At 61.8% G+C, this 26,666-nt stretch carries 21 protein-coding genes and 1 tRNA gene; 13 read left to right on the top strand and 9 right to left on the bottom strand.

What is annotated here, in order from left to right; translation table 11 throughout:
- Nucleotides 1–32: 32 nt before the first annotated feature.
- A complete protein-coding gene (locus M0D65_RS12380; RefSeq protein WP_266252962.1) occupies nt 33–515 on the top strand; it encodes a metallophosphoesterase family protein in 483 nt (160 codons plus the stop codon).
- 111 nt (nt 516–626) lie between these two features.
- On the opposite strand, the gene proP is transcribed toward M0D65_RS12380, so the two are convergent.
- The 5 genes from proP to M0D65_RS12355 form a co-directional block, all read right to left on the bottom strand.
- Nucleotides 627–2,090: a glycine betaine/L-proline transporter ProP gene (gene proP, locus M0D65_RS12375; protein ID WP_266252878.1), complete on the bottom strand. Its 1,464-nt coding sequence runs from the start codon at nt 2,088–2,090 to the stop codon at nt 627–629.
- 503 nt (nt 2,091–2,593) lie between these two features.
- Nucleotides 2,594–2,914: a DUF962 domain-containing protein gene (locus M0D65_RS12370; protein ID WP_266252877.1), complete on the bottom strand. Its 321-nt coding sequence runs from the start codon at nt 2,912–2,914 to the stop codon at nt 2,594–2,596.
- A 51-nt stretch (nt 2,915–2,965) separates the two neighbouring features.
- A complete protein-coding gene (locus M0D65_RS12365) occupies nt 2,966–4,414 on the bottom strand; it encodes a coniferyl aldehyde dehydrogenase (RefSeq protein ID WP_266252876.1) in 1,449 nt (482 codons plus the stop codon).
- Nucleotides 4,415–4,444: 30 nt separating this feature from the next.
- Nucleotides 4,445–6,370 (bottom strand): acyl-CoA synthetase, encoded by a 1,926-nt coding sequence (locus tag M0D65_RS12360; RefSeq protein ID WP_266252875.1) that lies wholly within the window; start codon nt 6,368–6,370, stop codon nt 4,445–4,447.
- 66 nt (nt 6,371–6,436) lie between these two features.
- Nucleotides 6,437–8,026: a GMC family oxidoreductase gene (locus tag M0D65_RS12355; protein WP_266252874.1), complete on the bottom strand. Its 1,590-nt coding sequence runs from the start codon at nt 8,024–8,026 to the stop codon at nt 6,437–6,439.
- Nucleotides 8,027–8,283: 257 nt separating this feature from the next.
- On the opposite strand from M0D65_RS12355, the gene M0D65_RS12350 reads away from it, so the two are divergent.
- Nucleotides 8,284–9,012, top strand: a complete 729-nt coding sequence (locus M0D65_RS12350) for a TetR/AcrR family transcriptional regulator (RefSeq protein ID WP_266252873.1) — start codon at nt 8,284–8,286, stop codon at nt 9,010–9,012.
- Between the two features lie 27 nt (nt 9,013–9,039).
- Here the strand turns inward: M0D65_RS12350 and M0D65_RS12345 are convergent, their stop codons facing one another.
- Together M0D65_RS12345 and argA are read right to left on the bottom strand one after the other, a co-directional pair.
- Nucleotides 9,040–9,318 (bottom strand): oxidative damage protection protein, encoded by a 279-nt coding sequence (locus M0D65_RS12345; RefSeq protein ID WP_096716854.1) that lies wholly within the window; start codon nt 9,316–9,318, stop codon nt 9,040–9,042.
- A gap of 61 nt (nt 9,319–9,379) precedes the next feature.
- On the bottom strand, nt 9,380–10,759 hold the full coding sequence (gene argA / locus M0D65_RS12340) for an amino-acid N-acetyltransferase (protein ID WP_091014407.1): 1,380 nt from the start codon (nt 10,757–10,759) through the stop codon (nt 9,380–9,382).
- Between the two features lie 23 nt (nt 10,760–10,782).
- On the opposite strand from argA, the gene hrpA reads away from it, so the two are divergent.
- The 5 genes from hrpA (at nt 10,783) to M0D65_RS12315 (ending at nt 18,955) form a co-directional block, all read left to right on the top strand.
- The gene (gene hrpA, locus M0D65_RS12335) at nt 10,783–14,967 is read left to right on the top strand and encodes an ATP-dependent RNA helicase HrpA (protein ID WP_266252872.1); all 4,185 of its coding nucleotides are present in this window, start codon (nt 10,783–10,785) and stop codon (nt 14,965–14,967) included.
- 150 nt (nt 14,968–15,117) lie between these two features.
- Nucleotides 15,118–16,077: a beta-propeller fold lactonase family protein gene (locus tag M0D65_RS12330; RefSeq protein WP_266252961.1), complete on the top strand. Its 960-nt coding sequence runs from the start codon at nt 15,118–15,120 to the stop codon at nt 16,075–16,077.
- Between the two features lie 53 nt (nt 16,078–16,130).
- On the top strand, nt 16,131–17,129 hold the full coding sequence (locus M0D65_RS12325; RefSeq protein WP_266252871.1) for a sterol desaturase family protein: 999 nt from the start codon (nt 16,131–16,133) through the stop codon (nt 17,127–17,129).
- Between the two features lie 135 nt (nt 17,130–17,264).
- A complete protein-coding gene (locus M0D65_RS12320; RefSeq protein WP_091014398.1) occupies nt 17,265–18,092 on the top strand; it encodes an EI24 domain-containing protein in 828 nt (275 codons plus the stop codon).
- Nucleotides 18,093–18,112: 20 nt separating this feature from the next.
- Complete coding sequence (locus M0D65_RS12315; protein WP_091014396.1) at nt 18,113–18,955, top strand: molybdopterin-binding protein; 843 nt, start codon at nt 18,113–18,115, stop codon at nt 18,953–18,955.
- A 140-nt stretch (nt 18,956–19,095) separates the two neighbouring features.
- On the opposite strand, the gene M0D65_RS12310 is transcribed toward M0D65_RS12315, so the two are convergent.
- Nucleotides 19,096–19,560, bottom strand: coding sequence for a rhodanese-like domain-containing protein (locus tag M0D65_RS12310; RefSeq protein WP_091014393.1), 465 nt, complete (start codon nt 19,558–19,560; stop codon nt 19,096–19,098).
- A gap of 476 nt (nt 19,561–20,036) precedes the next feature.
- On the opposite strand from M0D65_RS12310, the gene glnA reads away from it, so the two are divergent.
- The 3 genes from glnA (at nt 20,037) to ntrC (ending at nt 24,329) form a co-directional block, all read left to right on the top strand.
- A complete protein-coding gene (gene glnA, locus M0D65_RS12305) occupies nt 20,037–21,452 on the top strand; it encodes a type I glutamate--ammonia ligase (protein ID WP_091014389.1) in 1,416 nt (471 codons plus the stop codon).
- Between the two features lie 173 nt (nt 21,453–21,625).
- The gene (glnL, locus tag M0D65_RS12300; RefSeq protein WP_091014387.1) at nt 21,626–22,768 is read left to right on the top strand and encodes a nitrogen regulation protein NR(II); all 1,143 of its coding nucleotides are present in this window, start codon (nt 21,626–21,628) and stop codon (nt 22,766–22,768) included.
- Nucleotides 22,769–22,802: 34 nt separating this feature from the next.
- Nucleotides 22,803–24,329 (top strand): nitrogen regulation protein NR(I), encoded by a 1,527-nt coding sequence (ntrC, locus tag M0D65_RS12295; RefSeq protein WP_266252870.1) that lies wholly within the window; start codon nt 22,803–22,805, stop codon nt 24,327–24,329.
- Between the two features lie 94 nt (nt 24,330–24,423).
- On the opposite strand, the gene xth is transcribed toward ntrC, so the two are convergent.
- Nucleotides 24,424–25,200, bottom strand: a complete 777-nt coding sequence (xth, locus tag M0D65_RS12290) for an exodeoxyribonuclease III (RefSeq protein ID WP_091014381.1) — start codon at nt 25,198–25,200, stop codon at nt 24,424–24,426.
- A 245-nt stretch (nt 25,201–25,445) separates the two neighbouring features.
- On the opposite strand from xth, the gene M0D65_RS12285 reads away from it, so the two are divergent.
- From M0D65_RS12285 to M0D65_RS12275, 3 genes are all read left to right on the top strand, one after another.
- Complete coding sequence (locus M0D65_RS12285; RefSeq protein WP_091014378.1) at nt 25,446–25,691, top strand: type II toxin-antitoxin system Phd/YefM family antitoxin; 246 nt, start codon at nt 25,446–25,448, stop codon at nt 25,689–25,691.
- Complete coding sequence (locus tag M0D65_RS12280) at nt 25,681–25,962, top strand: type II toxin-antitoxin system RelE/ParE family toxin (RefSeq protein WP_091014375.1); 282 nt, start codon at nt 25,681–25,683, stop codon at nt 25,960–25,962. The genes M0D65_RS12285 and M0D65_RS12280 overlap by 11 nt, the downstream gene beginning before the upstream one ends.
- 153 nt (nt 25,963–26,115) lie before the next feature.
- Nucleotides 26,116–26,192: transfer RNA gene (locus tag M0D65_RS12275), tRNA-Met, on the top strand.
- Nucleotides 26,193–26,666: the final 474 nt, after the last annotated feature.

The raw sequence follows: 26,666 nt of genomic DNA, 5'->3' as shown, positions 1-26,666 counted from the left end.
GTGAGGCACCGCTCGCGCCCATTCACACCATCATGCCCACCCGCCCGTCACCCTCCCGCATCGGTCTGATTTCCGACACACACAACCTCGTGCGTCCCGAAGCGCTGCAGTGCCTCGCCGGATGCGAGGCCATCGTGCATGCCGGCGATATCTGCGAAGCGGCCGTACTCGATGCGCTCGCCGTGCTTGCGCCACTTACTGTCGTGCGTGGTAACAACGACACGGGCGCGTGGGCGCGTGCATTGCCGACGCACGCAACGCTGACCGTACAGCAGACGAAGATTCTCGTCGTCCACGATATCGCCGATGTACCCGATGATCTGCATAGTGACGGCATTGGCGTTGTCGTCACCGGGCATTCGCACAAACCGCTGGTCGATCTGCGCGACGACGGGGTGCTGTTCGTCAACCCGGGTAGCGCAGGGCCGCGGCGTTTTCGTTTGCCGGTGTCGGTGGCGATACTCGAGATCGACGGCGCGCATGTGAACGCGACGCTGCATACGCTGGTGGTTTGATGTTGACGGCACCTAAGCGATACGAAAGCGACACGCGAGCGGTGCGTGCGGCCGCCGCTCGCAATTCGTGAACCCGCGCCGATCCCTTTTCAGCAGACTGCGCGCCGCGCATCAGGCCCGCGCAGTCGCCGCCGTCGCATACGCCTCATCCATTTCCTCCGCCTCGCGATGACCGCGCAACACCGCATGCGCTTCGGCGTTCGTCGCGACGCACGGGCCGGAACCTGGCAGCGGTTTGCGCGCGGTCTCGCGCAACGCAAGTACCGACACGATGCCGATCAACGATGCGCCCATCAGGTAGTACGCGGGCATCATCAGGTTGCCGGTCGAGTCGACAAGCCACGCGGCAACGAGCGGTGTCGTACCGCCGAACAACGACACCGACAGATTGAAACCGATAGCGAGTGCGCCGTAGCGGATTCTGGTCGGGAACAGGGCCGGTAGTGCGGACGGCATCACGCCGGTGAAGCACGACAGCAGTGTGCCGAGCATCAGCAGACCGCCGAATACGGACAACGTGTCGCCGGTGCGGATCAGCAGCAGGGCGGGGATCGACAGTATGAGCAGGCCGACGCAGCCGGACAGCAGAACAGGCTTGCGGCCGAAGCGGTCGGACAGGTGCCCGGCGTAGAGCGTCATCGGCATCATCAGCACCATGACGAGCAGCACAAGAAAGAGGCCGCGCGTTTCGTCGAAGTGCAACGTCGCCGACAGATAGCTCGGCAGATACGACAACGCCATGTAGTCGGTCACGTTGAAGATCAGCACGAGACCGACGCATAGCAGCAGCGGCTTCCATTGTTGTGCGAGCAACTGACGCAGCGTTTGTTGCGGCCGTGTGTGCTCCTCGTTTTCCTCTGCCTGCTTTTTGAAGGCAGGAGTTTCTTCGAGCTTCAGGCGGATGTACAAACCGACCAGACCGAGCGGACCCGCGATCATGAACGGCACCCGCCAGCCCCACGACAATAGCGCTTCATGCGAGAGCGTCGCCGTGAGCAGCGCGACCGTGCCTGCGCCGAGCACATAGCCGATCAACGTGCCGAACTCGAGGAAGCTGCCCATGAAGCCGCGCCGCTTATCGGTCGAGAACTCGGCGATGAACGTGGCGGCACCGCCATACTCGCCGCCGGTCGAGAAACCCTGCACGAGCCGCGCGACGAGCAGCAGCACCGGCGCGAGAATCCCGATCGATGCATACGACGGAATCAGACCGATCGCGAACGTGCCGCACGCCATCATGATCATCGTCATCGCGAGTACGCGCTGCCGGCCGATGCGGTCGCCGAGCGGCCCGAACACCATGCCGCCGAGCGGTCGCACGAGGAAGGCGGCGGCGAACGTGCCGAAGGTTGCGATCAGCTGTGCGGATGGGCTGCTGGACGGGAAGAAGACCTGGCCGAGCGTCACGGCGATATAGCTGTACACGCCAAAGTCGAACCATTCCATCGCATTGCCGAGCGCCATTGCGCCGACTGCGCGCTTAAGCAGCGATTGATCGACGATGGTGATGTCATCGAGCGTGAGGCGCTCGTCTTGCTTGTGATGGCGCCAGAAGCCGTTGCTGGATGCGGTCAAGATTGAAACTCCCTTTCCAATGGCAGTGGACCGACGCGTGCGCCGGGCCACGGTTGCTGGGGGAGTGCAGTTTCGCGAGCAGACGACGGCGGGAAGCTACGTAAGCCACACGACGTCGACGGAAAACGCCGACGCCTTCGCATCGCGCAGGTCGTCGCGAAAGTGCACTCGTCTGAGGTGCTGACAGGGTTGCATCTGCGTGGCCGTGGAAGGGGGGCAGATGCATGAAGACGCGGGCAGAACCTGCTTGCGTCGCCGTAAGGCTGGAAACGAAAAAGGCCGTAAGCCTTCTTGTATGAAAACAGTTCAATCTGCTGCAGGCTGCGCTACCGGAGGGTTACCTCACGAGTAAGCGGGTGCGGTGATTTGAACGCGAATGAAGGTGAATTGCTGTTGGAACGATGCGAATGTTAGCACGATGAAAGATGATCGTGCAAACGCGAGGGCGCGCGGGGTGCCCCCGAGAAGCTCGCGAGCCCTTATCCGGCGGGGGATTCAGCGAATCAACGCCCGGTTGCGGGACGCGTAAGCGGTCGGCCGAGCAGGATGTCCTTGTACATCACCCAGTCGCCAAGCAGACTGTAGAAAGGATGATTGAAGGTGGCAGGCCGGTTCTTCTCGAAGAAGAAATGGCCGACCCACGCGAACCCATAGCCGACCACGGGAATCAGCCAGAGCCAGCGGAATTGTCCGGTGATGATCGCGAACGCGGCGATACACAACACAAGCGTGCTGCCGACGAAATGAAGGCGTCGGCAGGTCAGGTTTTGATGTTCGCTCAGATAGAACGGATAGAACTCGCGGAAGCTATTGAATTTCGCCATGCGTTTCTCCAGAAAAAGTGTGCGGCTTCGCGCTGCCGCAACACGTCCCACTTATCCCTTCAACTTGACCAGCAGATTCATCAGCTTCATCGTACGCGCAGTATAAGGCGGCTGGAACATCATCTGAACCGACGAGAATCGCGCCTGGTAAAACACGGGCCGCAACTTCGAGAACGTGATGAACCCCTCGTGGCCGTGGTAATGCCCCATCCCGCTCGCGCCCACACCGCCGAAAGGCATGTCGTGCTGGGCCACATGCAGAATGCCTTCATTGACCGACACGCCGCCGGACATCACCCGATCGATGTACAGATCCTGAACCTGCTTGTCGTGCGAGAACGGATAAATGGCCAGCGGCCGGTCGCGTCCCGTGATGTAGCGGATCACTTCTTCGTGATCGCGATACGTCTTGATCGGCAGGATCGGGCCGAAGATTTCGCGCTGCATCAGCACCATGTCGTCGGTGGGGTTCAGCACGATGTGCGGGGGAAACTTTCGCAGTTTTTGATTGGGCGTCTGGCCCGCAGCGAGATTGATGAGCGTCGCGCCCTTCGCTTTGGCGTCGTCGAGCGTGTCGTTGAGGCGCTGGAAAGAACGCTCGTCGATGATCGACGTGTAGTCGCCGCCATTGATGTCGGGATAGCGCTCGCTCAACAACTGCTTTGCCGCGGCGACGAAGGCGTCGACCTGCGTTTCCGGCAGAAACAGATAATCGATGTTCGTACAGATCTGGCCGGCATTGAGCAGCTTGAGCCACATCACGCGTTTCGCCGCGGTTTCGATCGGGTAGTCCGCCGCGACGATTGCCGGCGATTTCCCGCCGAGTTCGAGCGTGACCGGCGTCAGATTGCGCGCGGCGTTCGCCATCACCGAACGGCCGGTCTGTCCGGAGCCGGTGAACAGCAGGTGATCGAACGGCAACGAACTGAATGCCGGTCCGCGTCCGCCGGCATCTTCGAAGAACGTCAGCTTGTCGGGCGAAAAGTATTTCGGGCTGGTGGTGGCCAGCAAATGCGCAAGATGCGCGGAGTTTTCCGACATCTTGACCATCGCGCGGTTGCCGGCGGCGAAGATCGACGTGAGCGGTGCAAACGACAGATTGAGCGGGAAATTCCACGGCACGATGACGCCGATCACGCCCAGCGGCTGCGGAATCACGCGGTTTTTCGCGAGCGGATACAGCGTCGCATCCAACCGGCGCTTCGACGGTTTCATCCAGCGCTTCAGGTGTTTGATCGCATCGCGGATGCCTTCGAGCACGACGAAGAATTCGCTGAACAGGGTCTCGAATTCGGAGCGGTTGCCGTAGTCGAGATTGATCGCTTCGATAAACGCAGCGCGATTTTCTTTGAGCATGCGCGCAAGCGATTTCAGATCGGCCACGCGTTGCGCATATGGCGGATTGGGCTCGGCCAGATAGGCGGCACGTTGTCGCGCGAAGCATTGTTCGAATTCGACCGGAATCGCTATGCCAGGCATATCGCGTTCATTCATGTTCATTGTTTTCTCCCTTCAGAAACGCTGTCGCGTTCAATCGCCTCTAGCGAGGGTTGGTGTAACTGCAATTTCGAACGGCACGGTGAACTGTCCGAGGATGTCGCGTGCAGCAGCTTCATCGGATGCGTTGAACAACATTGCCCGGAGCACGTCGCCACGGGTTCTGTTTTCGAGCATGGTGAGTTCGAATGGGATGCCGGCTTGACGCAGGGCCGCCGCCAGCGTTTCCGCGATTTCGCGCCGCTTGAGCGCCGGTTTGAAGATCTTGCCGACCACGGTCAACGGCATGATGTCGATGATGCGGACCTGCTTCGGTAGTGCCGCACGTTCGCCGATCTGGCCGGCGGCGAATTCGGCGAGTTCGGTTTCTGTTACTGTCGCGCCCGGTTTGAGTTGCACGTAGACCACCGGCAGCTCGCCGGCATAAGCGTCCGGGCGTGCTACCGCGGCGGCGAATTGCACATCGGAATGGCGTAGCAGCGGACCTTCGATCACAGCCGGATCGATGTTATGGCCACCGCGGATAATCAGTTCTTTCTTGCGTCCGGCGAGCCAGAAATAACCGTCGGCATCTTGTCGACCCAGATCGCCGGTATTGAGCCAGCGACGCCCGTCGCCGAGATCGAGCCAGATGTCGCGGTTGTGTTCGTCGGCGAGATAGCCGGCAAATACGTTCGGCCCCGAGACTGCGAGCACACCGGTTTCGTCGACGGCGCAATCGCGCAGGTAATGACCGTCGGCATCGAGTACGACGGCCTTCATCGACTGCGCCGGCAAGCACAGGCCGATCGAGCCAATGCGGCGTTCGCCATCTGCCGGATTCAGGCTGCTCACAGCCGAGGTTTCGGTCAGTCCGTAGCCTTCGAGAATCTTGATGCCCGACGCGGTTTCAAAACGGCGAAACACTTCAGTCGGCATCGACGCCGCGCCGCAGATGCCGTACTCAAGCGAACCCAGATCGTGCTTGCCGGTGGGCACCTGCAGGAGCGCCGCGTAAACGGTCGGTACGGCCATGAAGAAATTCACGCGATGTCGCTCGACGATCTCCCAGAAGCGGGGGATCACGCCTTCGCCGCGATAGCCTTGCGGCGTGCCGAGGATCACCTGCGCGCCGACCGAGAACGGGAACAGGCCGGTACAACTCCCTGCGTTCACATGAAACAGCGGCAAGCCGCAGAAGATGCTTTTGCCAGGTTTGAGTCCGGGCAGCGTCTGCATGAGCATCCACGTATTCGCGATCTCGTTGCCGTGCCGACGCTTCGCGATTTTAGGCAGACCGGTGGTGCCGCCGGTACAGAACAGCGACGCGACGTCGCTAGCTTCGATGATGCGTTCGCTGAGCAGACGATCGGCAGGTTGCTGATCGAGCGTCGCGTTGAAATCGTGTACGTCCACATGCGCGGCCAGGCCTTTGCGCAGTTCGGCGTAATCGAACGGCTGCTTTGCAGCGGGCACGCGATCGGCGAGATCGACCAGCATCACATGGCGCAGCGAATCGATCCCGGCCAGCGCAGGCTTCAGTTTTGGCCACAAATCGCTGCCGAGTGTCGGCGCGAGCGTGACCAGTACCGTCGCCCGCATGGCCGTCAGCAGCGAGAGGATCGAAGCCGGTTCCAGTAGCGGATTGATCGCAGCCGCGATTCCGGTTGTTTCAGCACCCCAGATCGTGAAGTGTGTTTCCGGGAGATTGGGCAGCAGGAAACAGACGACATCGTCCTTGCGCACACCGAGCGCATGGAAGCTGTTGGCCGCCTGCGTGATCCGGCGCAGCAGGGCAGCGTAGTCCCACGTTTCCGGATCTTCGTGCATGTCGGCGCGCAGGAAAAACGACAGCGCAGGGGCAGCCGGATCGATTGCCGCGCCGCGCTGGATCATCTCGTACGTACTGACAGGCAGATTCGCGGGTGGCCATTGCGTCTCGCCGGTATGGCTGTGCTGCGAGGGTGCGACGTCCTTCATGTTCGGTTTCCTTGCTTCATGAGCCTGTCGCCGGACCACGCAGGTGGGCGATGAGGCACACACGTCCTAGCGATGCTCTTCGGCCAGCCATTCCGCTGCACGCTCGCCAATCATGATGGTCGGCGCATTGGTGTTGCCACTGACAATCTGCGGCATGATCGAAGCATCGGCAATACGCAGCGCTTCGAGACCACGTACGCGCAACTGCGGATCAACCACGCTGGCCGCGTCGTTCCCCATGCGGCAACTGCCGACGGGGTGATAAACGGTATCCGCACGCTCGCGAATCTGTGCGCGCAATTCTTCATCGCTGCGCGCGGCCGGATAGAGGTCCTTCGGCTTAAACGCGGCGAGTGTTGGAGCCTGCATGATCCTGCTCATCAGGCGCGCGCCTCTCACCATCGTCTCGAGATCGTCCGGATTCGACAGGAAACCCGGATCGATCAACGGTGCGGCATGAATATCGGCGCTCGCAAGCTTGACGCTGCCGCGGCTTTTAGGCCGCAACTGACAGACGTGCCCCGTGATGCCGGTACCCAGATGCAACTTGCGCGCATGATCGTCGACGATCGCGATGAGGAAATGCATCTGAACGTCCGGGCGCGACAGCGACGGATCGCTTTTGAAGAAACCGCCGGCTTCGGCAATATTGCTGGCGATCATCCCGCGATGCTCGCGGCGATAACGGCGAATTTCCTTCATCGTGCGCAACGGTTCGCTTGCGCACACACCGAGTAGCTCCGGGTTGCGCACACGATGACAGGTCACCACATCGAGGTGATCGTGCAGATTGGCGCCCACCTGCGCGGCATCGTGCAGGACCGGAATACCGTGTGCCGCGAGATGTTCGCCGGGGCCGACACCGGAGCACATCAGCAGTTGCGGCGTGCCAAAGGCGCCGCTCGCGAGTACGACTTCGGCACGCGCACGCAAACTGCGGCGCGCGCCGTTCTGTTCTACCTCGACCCCGACACAACGCTTTCCTTCGAAGAGGAGCCGCATTGCCTGCGTGTGAGTCAGTACTTCCAGGTTCGGCAACGACGCGCTGTACAGATACGCGCGTGCGGCGTTCCAGCGTTCGCCGTTCTTGATCGTGCGCTGGTACATGCCAGCGCCTTCCTGGTCAGCGCCGTTGAAATCGACGTTGTGCGGCAGACCGGCTTCGCGTGCCGCTTCGATGAACGCGAGCGAAAACGGATTGGGGTCGGGCGTATCGCTGACATGCAGCGGACCGCCGCTGCCGTGCCACTCATCGTCGCCGCGCGTGTTGTCTTCGGCGCGTTTGAAGTAGGGCAGAACCTCGTTCCAGCTCCAGCCGGCGCAGCCTTGCCGGGCCCAGTCGTCGTAGTCGTCGTGCTGACCGCGGATGTACACCATCGCATTGATGGAGCTCGAGCCGCCGATGACGCGGCCACGCGGCTGGTAGCCGCGACGGCCATTCAGGCCCGGTTGCGGCACGGTCTCATAGGCGTAATTGCGAGCATTGCGGCGTGGTCCGACGAGCGCAACAGCCGTCGGAACACGAATCAGAAAGCTGTTGTCGTCGGGCCCCGCTTCGAGCAGCGCAATGCGCGCTTGCGGACGCAGGCGCGCCAGGCGTCCTGCGACTGCGCAGCCGCCCGAGCCGCCACCGACGACGATGAAATCGTATTCCAAGGATGCTCCTCTCAGATATCTCGTGTCCCGAGATGTGCTTCGGCGCCACGCAACCGCGCCCTGGTGCGGTCTTTTCGTGCGTTTTAACGTAACAGCCTTGTTATTATTGACGGCAATCGTAACAGTGGTGTTTCGATTGAACAAGAATTTTGCAGTTGCCTAGGGGAAGACACTGAGATGCCTGGCGATATGCCAGATAACATAACGCGGATGTTATGATTTGCGCCGTGTATTTGTTTGCTGAGGCGATGACCCCGATGTCGACTTCTCCACCCGATGCGGTGCGCCGCGCCAGGACAACGAAAAAGGCTGAACCCAAAGCACGCAGGCCAGGACGTCCGTCCGCAAGTGAGCCTTCAGGGCAGGAACTGCGTGAACTGGTAATCGATGCGGCGAGAAGTGTCTACGCCGAGCATGGCTTTCATCGCAGTTCCGTCGAACAGTTGCTGGTGGCCGCGAAGATTTCGCGCCCCACGTTCTACCGGTTGTTCGACGATAAACGTGAGGTGTTCGACGAACTGATTGCGAGACTCAAGGCGGGGTTGGCGGAATCGGTGACGCAGGCCATGGCGAGAGCCAGCTCGCTGCATGAACTGGTCGAGTACGGGCTCGATGCTTTCTTCGAGTGGCAGAGCGAAGACGCAGCGGTAATAGGCGCGCTATACCGCGAAATACACGATCTGAATTCGCCCGCGAGCGCCCATCGCGACCGCACGGTGGCCTACTTGAACGAAGCGTTCACGAAGCGAGCCGAAGCGCTGGGATATCCGAAAGTCGATCCACTGCTATACGACGCGTTGCTTCATGTCACCGAGTATGTCGCTGCGATGTCTTTCATGAACAACCCGACATCGAAAGCGCAGATTCGCAGAAGTCGTCAGGTTGCATCGAGGATCATGCTGGCGGCGCTGCTGTCCGGGGTGGACGATCGCCAGATTCCGCCGCTTCCTCTGCTCGGCGCGAAGAAGAAGCCGGCGGGGCGGTGAGCCGCGGCGCGGCCACCGCGGTACTGTTTATTCGCTTTGCGACGGCGGCACGAAGCCCGACGCCTGGTCGGCACCTTCGCCGAAGAAGAACTTTTCGGTCTGCTTCATCAAATACTGGCGTGCGCGCGGATCGGCCATGTTCAGGCGGTTTTCGTTGATCAGCATGGTCTGCTGCTTGAGCCACGCCTGCCACGCTTCCTTCGAGATGCCCTCGTAAATCCGTTTGCCGAGTTCGCCGGGTAGCGGCGGGAAATCGAGGCCTTCGGCTTCCTTGCCGAGCTTCGCGCATTGAACCAAACGAGCCATGCTGTGCTTCTCCTGTAATCGATGTGGGGTGGCAGTCGCGCCTGTGCCGCGTATGCGGTGCTCAGAGCTGCTTCATCAGCACAAGTGACTTGCGCTGCCAGTTATATAGACGACGGCGATCTTCGGGCAGGTCGTCGACCGTTGCCTTTACAAAGCCGCGTTTGAGGAACCAGTGTTCGGTGCGGGTCGTCAGTACGAAGATGCGTGTGAGGCCGCGGGCCCGCGCGCGCTGTTCGATGCGCTTGAGCAGGCGCTCGCCGTCGCCGGAACCTTGCGCTTCCGGCGCGACCGTGAGGCACGCCATTTCGCCGATACGCTCCTGCGGGTACGGATAGAGCGCCGCGCAACCGAATAGCACCGCATCGTGCTCGATCACCGAGAAGTGGTCGATGTCGCGTTCGATCTGGTGGCGATCGCGCCGCACGAGCGTGCCGTCGGTTTCGAGCGGCTCGATCAGCGTCAGCAGGCCGCCGACGTCGTCCGGCGTCGCTTCGCGCAGGCTTTCCAGATTCTCGTACGAGATCATCGTGCCGACGCCATCGTGCAGGAACAGTTCGAGCAGCAGGCTGCCGTCGAGTGCGTACGGAATGATGTGCGCCCGTGCAACGCCGCCGCGACACGCGCGGATCGAGTGCTTCAGGTAGAAGCCCGCGTCACCGGTGACTTCGCCGCTTTCATGCAGTTTGAAAGCGTCGTCGAGCGACAGTTCGCGGATCAACTCGCTCTGGTCGTCCATCAGGCCGGGCGTTTCGGTGAGGAACACGATCTTGTCGGCGCGCAGCGCGATAGCGGCGGCGGACGCGACGTCTTCCATCGACAGATTGAACGCTTCGCCGGTCGGCGAGAAACCGAGCGGCGAGAGCAGCACGAGCTTGCGGCTCGCCAGCGAATGGCGGATCGAATCCGCGTCGATCTTGCGCACGACGCCGGTGTGCGCGAAATCGACGCCGTCGAGAATCCCGACCGGCCGAGCGGTGACGAAGTTGCCGGACACGACGCTGATGTGCGCGTGCGCCATCGGGGTGTTCGGCAAGCCCTGGCTAATCGCCGCTTCGATGTCGAGGCGCACTTCGCCGGCGGCTTCTTTCGCGGATTCGAGCGCGCGGGCATCGGTGATGCGCATGCCGTGCGAGAACTCGGATTCGACGCCGTGCAGACTCATCTGCTCTTCGACCTGCGGGCGCGAGCCGTGCACCAGCACGATCTGGATGCCCATCGCCTGCAGCAGCGCGATGTCGGAGACGAGCGCACTGAGCAGGCCCTCGTGCACCACTTCGCCGCCGAACCCGACGACGAACGTCTTGTTCCGGAACTCGTGAATATAGGGGGCGACCGAACGCATCCAGTCGACAAATTGCGCATGCGGCAAGTCGGATTCCTGGGCCTGGGAGGCCGCCGGAATGCTCTCGGGCGCGGGGACGAGGTCGGGTTGAGAATTCATGCCCGGGATTATAATGCGCCCCCATGTCGAATGTATCCAAAAGTCCCGCTTCGCCGGATGCGAAAAATGCGTCGGGTGCCGGGCAAGACAAGCCGGCGCAGCCCCGCCCCGACACGGCGCCCGCGCGGCGCCCGCAGCAGCACGCGCCGAAGCCGCCGCGCCGTGGGCCATCCGGAGCGCCGGGAGCGTCTGGCCAGCCTGCTGAGTCTGGTAAATCCGCCGGCAGCAACAACCGTCCCGCTCCGCGCGCGCCGCGCATCGTCGAGCCGAACCCGATCCCGCCGATCACCTTCCCCGAAGCGCTGCCGGTCTCCGCTCGACGCGACGAAATCGCACGCGCGATTGCCGGGAATCAGGTCGTGATCGTCAGTGGTGAAACCGGTTCGGGCAAGACGACCCAGCTACCGAAGATCTGTCTCACGCTCGGCCGCGGTCTTGGCGCCGGCGGCTCCGGTCTGATCGGGCACACGCAGCCGCGGCGTATCGCGGCCTCCGCGACCGGTCGCCGGATCGCCGAGGAACTCGGCACGCCGTTCGGCGAAGTGGTCGGCTACAAGGTGCGTTTCACCGACAATCTCGCGCCGGGCGCGTCGGTCAAGCTGATGACCGACGGTATCCTGCTGGCCGAGACGCAGACCGATCCGCTGCTGCGCGCCTACGACACGCTGATCATCGACGAAGCGCATGAGCGCAGCCTGAACATCGATTTTCTGCTCGGCTATCTGAAGGAAATCCTGCCGAAGCGGCCCGATCTGAAGCTGATCGTCACGTCCGCAACGATCGACGCGGACCGTTTTGCGCGGCACTTCGGCAGCGACGAGCGGCCGGCGCCGGTGATCGAAGTGAGCGGTCGGCTCTATCCGGTCGAGGTGCGCTACCGGCCAGTCGTCGAAGACAGCCCCGCGGTGAAGGCCGCCGAAGGCACGGCCGGCCGCGAGCGGGCACGCAGCGGGGCGGGCCGCGACCGCGATCTGATGGAAGCGATCGTCGATGCGGTCGACGAACTGTGCCGCGAAGGCCCGGGCGACGTGCTCGTGTTCCTGCCCGGCGAGCGCGAGATTCGCGACGCCGCGGAAGCGTTGCGCAAGCATCATCCGCCGCATACGGAAATTTTGCCGCTGTTCGCGCGGTTGTCGGCGGCGGAGCAGGAACGCGTGTTCCGCACCTCGAACGCGCGGCGTATCGTGCTCGCGACCAACGTCGCCGAAACCTCGCTGACGGTGCCGGGCATCCGCTACGTGGTCGATACGGGGCTGGCACGCGTCAAGCGCTATTCGTACCGCAACAAGGTCGAGCAGTTGCAGGTCGAGTCGATTTCCCAGGCGGCGGCGAATCAGCGCGCGGGACGTTGCGGCCGCGTGGCCGACGGCATCTGTATCCGTCTTTACGAAGAGAGCGATTTCCAGGCGCGGGTGCGTTTCACCGATCCGGAAATCCTGCGCTCGTCGCTGGCGGCGGTGATTCTGCGGATGAAGTCGCTGCATCTGACCGGCATCGAAACCTTTCCGTTTATCGAGCCGCCGCCGGGCCGGGCGATCGCCGACGGCTACCAGTTACTGAACGAACTCGGCGCCGTCGACGACGACAATGCGCTGACACCGCTCGGCCGCGAGCTCGGGCGCTTGCCGCTCGATCCGCGGGTTGGCCGGATGATTCTTGCCGCGCGCGACCAGCAGGCGTTGCGCGAGGTGTTGATCATCGCGAGTGCACTGTCGGTGCAGGACCCGCGCGACCGGCCGATCGAAGCGCAGGAGCAGGCCGATCAGGCGCATCGGCGCTTCGCCGACGAGCGTTCGGAATTCCTGCAGTGGCTGAAAATCTGGGCGTGGTTCGAAGAAGCGATCGAGCACAAGAAGTCGAACCGGCAGCTCGCCGACGCGTGCCGCGCGAATTTCCTGTCGCATCTGCGTTTGCGCGAATGGCGCGACGTACATTCGCAACTGCTGACGGTAGTGCGCGAACACGGCTGGCGTCTGAACGAAACCGAAGCGACCTTCGAGCAGATCCATCTCGCGCTGCTCACGGGCCTGCTCGGCAACATCGGCCTGAAAGCCGACGATGAACCACACTACCTGGGCGCGCGCGGCATCAAGTTCTTCCTGTGGCCCGGTTCGGCGCTGGTGAAGAAAGCAGGGCGCTGGGTCATCGCGGCTGAACTCGTGGAGACGAGCCGGCTGTACGCACGCTGCATCGCGAAGATCGAGCCAGAGTGGATCGAGCGGGTCGGCGCGCATCTATTGAAGAAGTCGCTCTCCGAGCCGCACTGGGAAAAGCGCGCGGCGCAGGTGTCGGCGTTCGAGCGGGCGGTGCTGTATGGCCTGACGGTGTATCACCGGCGGCGTGTGAGCTTCGGCAAACAGGACCCGGTGCGGGCGCGCGAGCTGTTTATCCGCGGCGCGCTGGTCGAAGGCGAATTCGACACGAAGCTTGCGTTCTTTGCGCACAACCGCAAGCTGTTCGCCGATATCGAGCAGCTCGAACACAAGTCGCGTCGCCAGGACGTGCTGGTCGACGACGAACTGATCTTCGGCTTCTACGATCAGGCGATTCCGCAGGGCATGCATACCGGTGCCGCGTTTGAGCGCTGGTATCGCGACGAAGTAAAGAAGAGCGGGCAGCCGGAAGACCGGTTGCGGCTGCTTTATCTGTCGCGCGATGACCTGATGCGGCACGAGGCCGCCGGCGTCACCACCGATCTGTTCCCGAAGCGGATGACGATGTCGGGCGTCGAGATGACGCTGTCGTATCACTTCGAGCCGGGCACACCGCGCGATGGTGTAACGCTCGCGTTGCCGCTGTATGCGCTGAATCAGGTCGATGCGCGGCGCTGCGAGTGGCTCGTGCCGGGCATGGTCAAGGAAAAGACCCAGTTGCTGCTGAAGTCGCTGCCGCAGAAGCTGCGCCGTCATTGCGTACCGCTGCCGGAATACGCGGCGGGTTTTGTCGAGCGCACCGGCGGTCCGCGTTTTGGCGCGGGCGGTCTGCTCGAAACGCTGATCGCGGATATTCGCGAACAGACGCAGGTCGCCGTCCGGCAAGCGGATTTCAAGCTCGAAACGCTGGCGGCGCACCTGTTCATGAATTTCAAGGTCGTCGACGAGCACGGGCGACAGCTCGCGATGGGTCGCAATCTCGCGCAGTTGCGCGCTGAACTCGGTGGTCAGGCGCAGCAGCATTTTCAGCAGATTGCGGCGGGGGCTGCGGGTGCCGCGCTTGCCGATGTGGCGGGTGGTGGTGTCGGCGTAGCTGTGAGTGCGCGTGGTGCCGCAGCCGGAGCCGCACCGGCGACGCGTGGCAAGCCTCCGTCTACGGCGCCGCAAACCGGACGGCAAGAAGGCACGGCTTCCGGCACGGCGCTTTACGAAAACCTCACCACATGGAATTTCGGCAAGCTGCCCGAACTGCTCGAAATTCGTCGCGGTGGGCAGACGCTGTTCGGCTATCCGGCGCTTGTCGATCGCGGCACGCATTGTGACGTCGAGGTATTCGATTCGCCCGATGAAGCCGCGCGCATTCATCGCGCGGGTCTGCGGCGGCTCTTTGCGCTGCAGTTGCGCGAACCGATCCGCTACCTGGAGAAGAACCTGCCGGGATTGCGCGAGATGGCGATGCAGTTCATGCCGCGCGGCAGTCAGGAAGAATTGCGCGACCAGTTGATCGACGTCGCGCTCGATCGAGCGTGCCTGCAAGAACCGCTACCCGACGACGACGCGAGTTTTCATGCGCGCCGCGACGAAGGCAAGGGGCGTCTCACGTTGCTCGCTCAGGAGATTGCGCGGCTCGTTGGGCAGATTCTCGGCGACTACGCGGCGGCGGCTAAGAAACTCGTGCAGGCAAAGTCGTTCGGCGCGGCGTACTCGGATCTCAACAGCCAGCTCGATACGTTGATCGGCAAGCGCTTTGTCATCGATACGCCGTATCAGCAGCTCACGCATTTTCCTCGCTATCTGAAGGGCATCGCGCTGCGCATCGACAAGCTGAAAGCCGATTCGGCGCGCGATGCCCGGCAGTCGGCGGAATTCCAGCCGCTGTTGCAGCACTATCAGCGCGCGCTCTCGCAGCGCGGCGGTGTCGCCGATCCGCGTCTTGCGGAGTTTCGCTGGCTGCTCGAAGAACTGCGCATTTCGCTGTTCGCGCAGGAACTGCGTACGCCGATGCCGGTATCGGTGAAGCGGCTCGTCAAGGTGTGGGAATCGATGCAGCGCTGAACGTAGCGGGGTTTGCGGCAAATTGCAGCAAACCCCGGCAACCGCGCGCTCTCGCAAACGTTCTACAATGATGACTGTTCTTCGAAGTCATTCTTCATGTCCATATTCTCTCTTCGCCGTTTGACCGGTACGTTCGCAGCGGGCGCGGCGATGGTTGCCGCAGCAGGCCTGTTTTCCCCGCTAGTTCACGCCAATAACGTGATCGTGCTCAATTCCGGCGAAGCCACGCTGAGCCTGATCGACGAGGCCACGCGCCAGGTGGTCTCGACCGTGCCAACCGGCAAGGAACCGCACCACCTGATGGCGACGCCCGACAACGCGTCGCTGATCGTCGCGAATTCGGTGTCCAACAACCTGTTGTTCGTCGATCCGAAAACCGGCAAGCCGCAACGCTGGATCGAAAACATCGAAGATCCCTACCAGATCGGTTTTTCACCCGACCGTAAATGGCTCATCACGACAGGGCTGCGGCTCGATCGTCTCGACATCTATCATTTCGACGGACGCGATCCGACGCTCGCGAAGCGTCTGCCGCTCGCGGTGATGCCGAGCCACATGGCGTTCACGAGCGACAGCAAGACCGTGTTCGTGACGTTGCAAGTCTCGGGCGAACTGGCCGCGATCGATCTGCCGACGCAGACCATCAAGTGGAAGATGAAGCTCGGCAAGGTCCCCGCCGGCTTGTGGATGACCCCCGGCGAAAAGTACCTGCTGGTCGGCATGACCGGCGCCGACTACGTCGCGGTGGTGGACTGGAAAAACCAGACGATCGTCAAGACGATTCCGACCGGCAAGGGCGCGCATAACTTCCGCTCACTCGCGGACGGCCGGCACGTTGCGGTATCGAACCGCGTGGCGAGTACGATCAGCATCATCGACGAAGAGTCGTTGACCAATGTCGGCGACATCACCGGCCTGATGCCGGGGCCGGACGACATGGAACTCACTGCAGATAAACGCTATTTGTGGGTGACGTTCCGCTTCGCGAAGCACGTCGGCATCATCGACCTGAGCACGCGCAAGCTGATCCAGACCATTGCGGTGGGCCGCTCGCCGCACGGCATCTATTTCTACGACCGCGCGCCGGTCACGGCGCCCAACGGCGCGTGATGCAGGCACGAGCAGGCAAGAACCGGCACGATCGGTAAGGCACGACAGGCACCATGTTCCAGCTGATCTTCTCCACACTCGACAGCTTCGTTTCGACGGTGCAGACGACGCTGTACGTCGATATCGTGCAGCCGCTGCTGTTTCGCTTCGATCTGATGGGCTACGACGAAGACACCTACGACAGCCTGTACTGGGTGATCGTCGGGGTGTTCGAGGTGCTGGCGATGTACGCGGTACTGCGGCCGCTCGAAGCGCTGCGTCCGGTCGAGAAATGGGAAAACCGCAAGGCGGTGCGCGTCGACGTGCTCTATACGTGGATCGCGAAGCTCGGCATCCTGAACCTGTTTTTCTTCTTCGCCTTGCAGCCACTGTTCGATCACGTGCAGGGCTGGCTGCGCCTGCATAACATCGCGAACTTCGAGATCGACAACCTGTGGCCCGGTGTCACGACGCAACCGCTCGTGACATTCGTGATCTATCTGCTCGTGCTCGATTTCGCCGGCTACTGGTATCACCGCGGGCAACATCGTGTCGGCATCTGGTGGGAATTGCACGCGGTGCATCACAGCCAGCGCCAGATGTCGCTATGGACCGACGACCGCAACCATCTGCTCGACGACCTGATGCAGGCGTGTTTCTTTGCGGTAATTGCGCTGGTAATCGGCGTTCCGCCGGCGCAGTTCGTCGTCCTCGTTGCTATCACCAACCTTGCTCAAAGCGTCCAGCACGCGAATATTCGTCTGTACTTCGGCCGGTTTGGCGAACGGTTGCTGGTCAGCCCGACGTTCCATCGCCGGCATCATGCGATTGGCTATGGGCACGAAGGCCTGAAGTACGGCTGCAACTTCGGCGTGCTGTTCCCGTGGTGGGACATGCTGTTTCGCAGCGTCTCGTGGAGCCGCGAGATGGAGCCGACGGGGATTCGCGATCAGCTCGACGGCCGGCGCTATGGCGATGGTTTCTGGGCGCAGCACGGGCTTGCCTTCGTGCGGATCGGTAAGCGGCTCACCGCTAAACGGCGCGGCTCTGGCAAGGATGCCGCGGCGGTTTGAGCCAGCCGATGCGGCCGCGCTCGCACGGCTTGCGCCGCCGTGCGGTTTACCGGCTGCGCAGCGAGTAGTTTATCCTGTCCCCGTGACACCTTCATTCAGTTCTTTTCACTGCTTCAATCACCGGCACCGGCTCGCATGAATGATCTGTTGCGCTCGTTCGGGCGCGCGCTGACGAGTGCGCTCCACCCGCGCATGCTCTGGATGACCTTTGTGCCGTTTGCGGCGGCAACGGTCGTGTGGGGCGTGATTCTCTGGTTCTTCTGGCAGACGCTGACCGGCGTTGCGCGCACATGGCTCGATAGCTGGTCGTTCACGACGACGCTGTACGGGCTTTTCAACTGGCTCGGGTTTTCGTCGCTGCATGCGGTGATCGCACCGTTCCTCGTCATCGCGCTCGCCATCCCGCTGATCGTCGTCTCCGTGCTGCTGCTGATCGCCACGCTGTCGATGCCGGCCGTAATCCGGCATCTGTCGCAGCGGCAGTTCGCGAACCTCGAGATGCGGCGCGGCGGCACGTGGTACGGCAGCCTCGCGCATTCGCTGTTCACCACGCTGATCTGCCTCGTGCTGCTCGTGGTGACGTTGCCGCTCTGGCTCGTGCCGCCGTTCTTCGCGCTGATTCCGCCGTTGCTGTGGGGCTGGCTCACCTACCGCGTGATGACTTACGATGCGCTTGCGCTGCACGCAAGTGCGGACGAACGACGTGCGCTGATCCGGCGCTACCGGTTACCGTTGCTGCTGATCGGCGTCGCGAGCGGCTTGCTCGGCTCGCTGCCTACCTTGCTGTGGGCATCGTCGGTCTGGTTGATTGTGCTGTTTCCGGTGGTGACCGCAGTGACCATCTGGATCTATGCGTTCATCCTCGTGTTTTCCGCGCTCTGGTTCGGCTACTACTGCCTGCGCGCGCTGCAACGGATGCGCGCCGAAGAGCAGGGCGCCCGCACGACGGCGACCCCTTACTGACTTCTTATCGAGAGGCGGCCATGGCATTTGGCGTCATCATCATCGGCGATGAAATCCTGTCGGGTAGACGTACCGACAAGCATCTGCCGAAGGTCATCGAACTATTGAGCGCACGCGGACTGTCGCTCGAATGGGCCGACTATATCGGCGACGATCCGCAACGTATCGTCGATACGCTGCGTCGTACGTTTGCTTCCGGCGATATCGTGTTTTCGACCGGCGGTATCGGTGCGACGCCCGACGATCACACGCGCCAGTGCGCGGCAACCGCGCTCGGTGTGCCGCTCGAACTGCATCCGGAAGCTTCGGTGCTGATTCAGGAGCGGATTCGCGAGATGCATCCGGCGAACTCCCCGACGCCACTCGATCTCGACTCGCCGGACAACCGGCATCGCCTGAACATGGGCACGTTCCCGCGCGGCGCGTCGATCATTCCGAACGGCTACAACAAGATTCCGGGCTTCTCGGTCGGCGATCATCACTTCGTGCCGGGCTTTCCAGTGATGGCGTGGCCGATGATCGAATGGGTACTGGATACGAAGTACGCGCATCTGCATCACGCGATGCCGCATGCGGAGAAGTCGCTGCTGGTGTTCGAGATGCCCGAGTCGACGCTGACGCCGCTAATGGAGAAGATCGAGCGTGATTTTCCCGGCGTGCGGGTGTTCAGCTTGCCGAGCGTGGGCGATGCGGAGCGCGGTGGCGTCTACGCACGCCGACATATCGATCTGGGCGTGAAGGGCGAACCTGAAGCGGTGGCTGCGGCGTTCGTGAAGCTGCGCGAAGGCGTGCATCAACTCGGCGGCGACATCATTGAGCCGGCGGTGGCCGAGGCGCCGTCTTCGGCAGGCAAGCCGCGCTAGTCAACGTAACGACCGATGCGCTGCGCGGTCGAGCGGCCGGCTGGCCGGCGCCCGCATCATCGGCCTGTCACATCCGGCGCCGAGCATGAGGTGTGAACGCGGCTAAGCAGCCGCGTGTTTCGCCGACACAGTTCAGCGCGTCAAGCGCCGATCCACGGCAAGCCGCGAAAGCACCATCCCGCCACTGTCTTGCGATGCCCCTGGCCATCCTTGTCGCCCTCAAATCCTTCCAGCAGATCGAATGCACGCGTGAAGCCGGCCTCGGTCGCGGCGATCGCGGCGAGCTTCGAGCGCGCCGCGCTACGGCACAGCAGCAGGACGGGGGTATCGGGAGAGGCGACGAGGCGCAGTTGCTCGAGGAATTCCGGATTCGGCACGCCGCCTGGGTAGCGGGTCCATTCGACATGGGCGTACTGACCGTCGCCGATCACCGGGCGGCCGACCCAGTCGAGTTCGGCGCGTGTGCGCACATCGACGAGCCGGGCGCTGGTGTCGAGTTGAAGAAGCTCGAAGGCTTCGGCCGGGGACACGGCGCCCGCATACGGCAACTGGTTCTCGGTACGGCGCCTGTCGGCCTGGGCGTACAGCTGTTCGAGCGTGCTCATGACGGCAAATCTCCTTCGGACCAAAGGAGCATTCTAGCTCGCGGAAGGTTGCGGCATCAGTGGGTCGTCGGGTCGTGAAAACGCGGCTCGTTGTTTTGTCGTGGCGCCGAAGACGTTGCGGGGAAGCGGTCAGGTAAATGCGTTAAAGTGGTGCATATTTTCAGAAATGCACTAATGTGGTGTTCAATAGTGGCGCGCGCTTTGGGGATGCACCGCGATAGTGCTTCTTCGCTATCGTCGCCGCGATGGCACGCTGCACGGAGCCCTGCCGGTTCCCCGCAAACGCGCGTCGGCAAACGCGCTGCGCCGCTTTGGCGCATGTGTGGCATGGAAGCTGCTTTATTGGTGCCGATCGATTCAATCATGGGCCGTAACCTTGATTCGCTGCTGTCAGGATCAGGTGGACGTACCGGGATGGGTCAGCTAGATTTGGGCGGCGGCTCGATCCGCCGAATTCGTTAATCAGGAGATAGGTTATGAGTAAATCCGTGGCCGACGTCATGCAAATCGTCAAAGACGAAGACGTCAAGTTTGTCGACTTCCGTTTCACCGACACGCGCGGCAAAGAGCAACACGTTTCGGTGCCGGTGTCGGCATTCGACGAAGACAAATTCGAAAGTGGCCATGCGTTTGACGGTTCTTCGATTGCCGGCTGGAAGGGCATCGAGGCTTCGGACATGCTGCTGGTGCCGGACGCCGACACCGCGTTCATCGACCCGTTCTACGAAGAATCGACGCTCGTGCTGACCTGCGACGTCGTCGAACCGGCAGACGGCAAGGGCTACGAACGCGATCCGCGCTCGCTCGCGAAGCGCGCCGAAGCCTACCTGAAGAGCTCGGGTCTCGGCGACACCGCGTACTTCGGTCCGGAACCCGAATTCTTCATTTTCGACTCGGTCCAGTGGAACACGGACATGTCGGGCAGCTTCGTGAAGATCGGTTCGGAAGAAGCGCCGTGGTCGTCGGCGAAAGAATTCGAAGGCGGCAACACGGGTCACCGTCCGGGCGTGAAGGGCGGCTACTTCCCGGTCGCACCGGTCGATTCGTTCCAGGACATCCGCTCGGAAATGTGTCTGCTGCTCGAGCAGATCGGCATTCCGGTCGAAGTGCACCACCACGAAGTGGCGGGTCAAGGCCAGAACGAAATCGGCACCAAGTTCTCGACACTCGTGCAGCGCGCCGACTGGACGCAGCAACTGAAGTACATCGTCCATAACGTCGCGCACACGTATGGCAAGACGGCGACGTTCATGCCGAAGCCGATCGTCGGCGACAACGGTTCGGGCATGCACGTGCACCAGTCGGTGTGGAAGGACGGCCAGAACCTGTTCGCAGGCAACGGCTACGCCGGCCTGTCGGAATTCGCGCTGTTCTACATCGGCGGCATCATCAAGCATGCTCGCGCGCTGAACGCAATCACGAACCCGACGACCAACTCGTACAAGCGTCTCGTGCCGCACTTCGAAGCACCGGTGAAGCTCGCCTACTCGGCGCGCAACCGTTCGGCATCGATCCGCATTCCGCACGTGTCGAGCCCGAAGGGTCGCCGTATCGAAACGCGCTTCCCGGATCCGATGGCGAATCCGTACCTGTGCTTCTCGGCGCTGCTGATGGCCGGTCTGGACGGCGTGCAGAACAAGATTCACCCGGGCGAAGCCGCCGACAAGAACCTGTACGACCTGCCGCCGGAAGAGGATGCAAAGATCCCGACCGTGTGTGCCGGCCTCGATCAGGCGCTCGAAGCGCTCGACAAGGATCGCGAGTTCCTGACGCGCGGCGGAGTGTTTACCGACGCGATGATCGATGCGTACCTGGGTCTGAAGGAAGCCGAACTGCAACGCGTGCGTATGACCACGCACCCGGTCGAGTTCGAACTGTACTACTCGCTGTAAGCGGCGATGGCGCTTCGCCTGCTACGCAAGCGAAGCGCGCGCCCGACGCTCGCGATCGGTGACGAAGGGACGGCGGCGCCGTCCCTTTTTTGTTGCGCTCAAGCGAGCTGTATTGCTTCATGCAGTTGCTTCACCTAAGTCACTACACTGCTTCATACCGGCCAGACTGAACGATGGTTCTGAAGAATCTGATCAAGGCGAGAAAGGGACATGCGGAGGCGCTGTCCGACGACCCGCAACTCGTCGACTCCGGCCTGCTGACGGGTTTCGAAGCGTTGCCGACCGTCGTGCTCGTGCTCGAGAAGCGCACGCTGCGGGTGGCGTTTGCGAATCCGTCCGCGGAAGCGATGCTCGAACTGTCGCGGCGTCAGCTCAGGCAGATGGCGTGGCCCGATATTTTCACGAACGCCGACGAACTCGTCGCGACGATCGCATCGATCGCGGCGCAACGTTTTCATGCGACGCATCTCGACGCGGTGCTCGAACGCACCGCACACGAGCCGCTGCATGTGCATGCGATAGTCGGCTTCCTCGAGAGCGCACCTGACTACGTGCTGCTCGAACTGTTCGAAAACGAGCGCCATATGCGCTCGGATCGCGAAGAGCGCATTCACGATCTGACCGCGGTCAACAAGCAGTTGATCCGCAATCTTGCCCACGAAATCAAGAATCCGCTCGGTGGGATTCGCGGGGCGGCGCAGTTGCTCGAATTCGAACTCGGCGCGCGCGAGCGCGACGAACTGCGCGAATACACGCAGGTGATCATCAAGGAATCGGACCGGCTGCAGACGCTCGTAGACCGTCTGCTGGAGCCGCACCGTCATCCGCATGTGGTTGGCGACGTGAACATTCACGAAGTGTGCGAGCGTGTGCGCGCGGTGATCATGGCCGAGTTTCCACGCGGCCTCACGATCGAGCGCGACTACGACGTGAGCGTGCCGGACCTGCGCGGCGACAAGGAACAACTGATCCAGGCGCTGCTGAACATCGTACGTAACGCAGCGGAAGCGCTGCGTGAACGGATTTCGCAAGGCGATGCGCGTATCGAGTTGCGCACGCGTATCGCGCGCAAGGTGACCGTTGCAAAACGCCTGTGCAAGCTGGCACTGGACTTGCATATCATCGACAACGGCCCAGGCATTCCGAATGAGATTCGCGACCGTATCTTCTACCCACTCGTTTCCGGGCGCGAAGACGGCAGCGGTCTTGGTCTCACACTGGCGCAGACCTTCGTGCAACAGCACGATGGACTGATCGAAGTGGAGAGCCGCCCGGGGCACACCGAGTTTCAGATTTTGCTGCCGCTCGACTGCTAGAACCAACGCCTCTCAAGACTTCTGACCGACCTATATGAAGCCGATCTGGATAGTAGACGACGATCAATCGATACGCTGGGTGCTCGAAAAAGCACTCGCCCGCGAGAACTTCGCGACGCGTAGTTTTGCCAACGTCCGCGAAGCCGCGGGTGCGCTCGATCACGATAGCCCACAGGTGCTGGTCTCCGATATCCGCATGCCTGGCGGCTCGGGGCTTGAACTGCTGCAGACCGTGCGCGACAAGGTGCCGGGTCTGCCCGTCATCATCATGACCGCGTTCTCCGATCTCGACAGTGCGGTTGCCGCGTTTCAGGGCGGGGCGTTCGAGTATCTGGCCAAACCGTTCGATGTCGACAAGGCGGTCGAACTGATTCGCCGCGCCGTCGACGAGAGCATGCGCGGCGAGCAGACATGGGATGAGCGCGTCGCCGATGCACCCGAGATGCTCGGCCAGGCACCGGCGATGCAGGACATGTTTCGCGCGATCGGCCGCTTGTCGCACTCGGCGGCGACTGTGTTGATCACCGGCGAATCGGGCAGCGGCAAGGAACTCGTCGCGCGCGCGTTGCATCGTCATAGCCCGCGCGCGAACGGACCGTTCATCGCGCTGAATACCGCGGCGATTCCGAAGGATCTGCTCGAGTCGGAACTGTTCGGTCATGAGCGCGGCGCGTTCACCGGTGCCCAGGCGATGCGCCAGGGCCGCTTCGAACAGGCGGAAAACGGCACGCTGTTTCTCGATGAAATCGGCGACATGCCGTTCGATCTGCAGACGCGCCTGTTGCGCGTGCTGTCCGACGGGCAGTTCTATCGTGTCGGTGGACATAACCCGCTGCGCGCGAATGTGCGCGTGATCGCGGCTACGCACCAGAATCTGGAATCGCGCGTGCGTCAGGGGCTGTTTCGCGAGGATCTGTATCACCGGCTCAATGTGATCCGTTTGCGTCTGCCGGCGCTGCGCGAACGCAATGAAGATATTCCGTTGCTCACGCGACATTTTCTGCAGAAGAGCGCGCGCGATCTCGGTGTCGAACCGAAGCGTGTCTCCGACGAAGCTTTGGCTTACCTCACATCGCTGACGTTTCCGGGCAATGTGCGGCAGCTCGAGAATCTCGCGAACTGGCTGACCGTGATGGCGCCCGCGCAGACGATCGAGATCAAGGATCTGCCACCCGATCTCGTGCCGGGGCATGCGGGCAGTATCGAGAGCAGTGGGTTGATCGGCGGGGATGCGACGGGTGGTAGTGCGGGCGGTATAGGGTCGCCCGCCATCTCGACAAACGGCTCCGGCGGTGTGCCGCTGATGGGCGGAGTGGCAGGGACCGTATCCGCGACGACGCCGGTTAGCGTGTGGGAAAACGGCTTGCGCACTGAAGTGGCGAGAATGCTGCGCGAGAATTCCGCCGACGTGATGGATGAACTGTCGCGCCGGTTCGAAGCGGCAGTGATTCGCGAAGCACTCGATTTCACGCGCGGTCGTAAGGTCGAAGCGGCGGAACGGCTCGGTATCGGTCGCAATACGATTACGCGCAAGATTCAGGAACTGCATCTCGAGCCGTGATGTTTGCGGTGGCGTGCGCGTGCACTGTGTGTGCACGTCGCTCGCTCATGCAGACGCGGCGCGGGCCGCAATGGACCCGTAGCGGCTTCTGCTTCTAGTCGATCTGCGCGACTACCGGCGTGTGATCGGACGGCTGGTCCCACTTGCGCGGCGTCTTGTCGATGTCGCAGAACGTGCAGGCCGCGGCGAGCGGCTTCGACAGCAGGATGTGATCGATGCGTAGCCCCGCATTGCGGCGGAACGCGAGCATCCGGTAATCCCACCACGAGAATGCCTTGTCGGGCTGGTCGAACAGACGAAACGCATCGACGAGTCCGAGTTCGATGAGCCCCACGAATGCGGCGCGCTCTTCGGGCGAGACCAGATTCTGTCCTTCCCATGCTTGCGGATCGTGCACGTCGCGATCGTCGGGGGCGATGTTGTAGTCGCCGAGCAGCGCGAGCTTCGGATACTGCGCGAGTTCCTGAACGAGCCACGTGTGCAGTGCTGCGAGCCAGCTCAGCTTGTACGCAAACTTCTCCGTGCCCGGCGCCTGACCATTCGGAAAATACGCGGAGATCACACGCGCGCCTTCGATGGTCGCGGCGATCACGCGTTGCTGCGGGTCTTCGAAACCAGGAATATTGCGCACGACGCTCACGTCGTCCACGTTCAAACCGTCGCGCACGAGAATGGCCACACCGTTGTAGGTCTTCTGTCCCGCGAACCAGCTTCGATAGCCCTTTGCTTCGAACTCCGCGCGCGGAAATTTCTCGTCGGGCATCTTGAGTTCCTGCAGGCACAGGACGTCGGTCTGGCTCGTTTCGAGCCAGTCGAGCACGTGTTGCTGGCGGACTTTTAGGGAGTTGACGTTCCAGGTGGCGATTTTCATGAATAACTCACATCCTTGCGGGGCAAGGGTTTAAGGGGGATTCCCTGTCGTCTCAGGCTTGGACTGCCCGTCTGGCTGGTCATTCTCGGGCCGGGAGAAACCGGGTAGGCCGATGGTCACGCATCTTATCGCGCGAGACACATGACTGCGAGGGTTGCAGCGGTTTGCCGTCGAGCGAGCCCTGATTGAGAAGATCACTTAAAAGGCCTACAATAGGTCTTTTAGATGATCTCTTGGGAAGCGCCATGGAAGCCATTCTTGCAGATCAATCGGTTGGGATTTCCGAGCTGAAGGCGAACCCGACCGCCGTCGTGGAACAGGCGCACGGCCAACCGGTTGCGCTGCTGAATCGAAACAAACCGATCGCCTATATCGTGCCTGCCGCGCGCTGGGAAAAACTGCTCGACATGCTCGACGACATCCAGCTCGCCCAGATCGTGAAGGAGCGTGAGAGCGAGCCGCGGGTCAAGGTGGACATCAATGCCGTATGAACTCGATTTCGCCGAAAGTGCAGCGAGGGAATGGGGGAAGCTGGATTCGACGGTCAAGAGGCAGTTCGCCAAAAAGCCGACGGAGCGCCTTGAGAATCCGCATGTTCCATCTTCTCGTCTGCACGACATGAAGGACTGCTACAAGATCAAGCTTCGTGCAAGCGGATATCGTCTAGTCTACCGGGTCGAGGATCGAACGGTTACGGTGTTCGTCATCGCCGTTGGCAAGCGGGAGAAGAACAGGGTGTATGTCGACGCGCAAGACAGATAGCATTGGCGAGCGCTGCGTTCGGATCAAAGTTGTCCGGCTCTTTTACTTGCCGCTTTTTTTGAGGCATCCGTACGCTGCAAGGTCGAGCACCAAAATAATTGCCAGATTCGTTTGACGCATGCCACATGCGTCAGTACAATTCGCTTCCTCTGACGCGGGGTGGAGCAGTCTGGCAGCTCGTCGGGCTCATAACCCGAAGGTCACAGGTTCAAATCCTGTCCCCGCAACCAAATTGACAAGCGAACCGCCGGCGACGATCAACAGTCGTTGTGCGGTGCTTTCATACCCGGTGCAGATTCCGTTGCTTAAGGCAACGATCTGAGTAACACCGAAGAGTCGCGCGACGTTTTTTGCTTGCGTGTCTCACACCTCCTTATGTTCTCCCTGCAGATCCAGTATTGCGCCCGTCGAAGCACCGGTCGCTAACCACCCACAATTCAATATTTGAAAAATCACGCATCACCGACTGATGTCGCCGGCGCGCAAGCACGTCTCGAACAATTCTCTTACACTGACTTTTTTATCTTTTCGTCTCGGCCGTTTTTGTCTACTGTTCGTATCGAGACACAGCCACAAACGTGAGTTCAATGTTGGTCCGTCAATCTAGGCGGACCAGGCGACTCGCGATCAAGCCTCACATGCAACAAGCATCATAGCTACGCCAGTCAACCAAAGATTCGATAAGTACCCGTTGCTGCTACTAA

The organism is Paraburkholderia sp. CHISQ3 (assembly GCF_030464945.1).
In the GTDB taxonomy this organism is placed as follows: Bacteria; Pseudomonadota; Gammaproteobacteria; order Burkholderiales; family Burkholderiaceae; genus Paraburkholderia; species Paraburkholderia megapolitana.
This window is presented reverse-complemented; position numbering and strand designations above follow the sequence as displayed.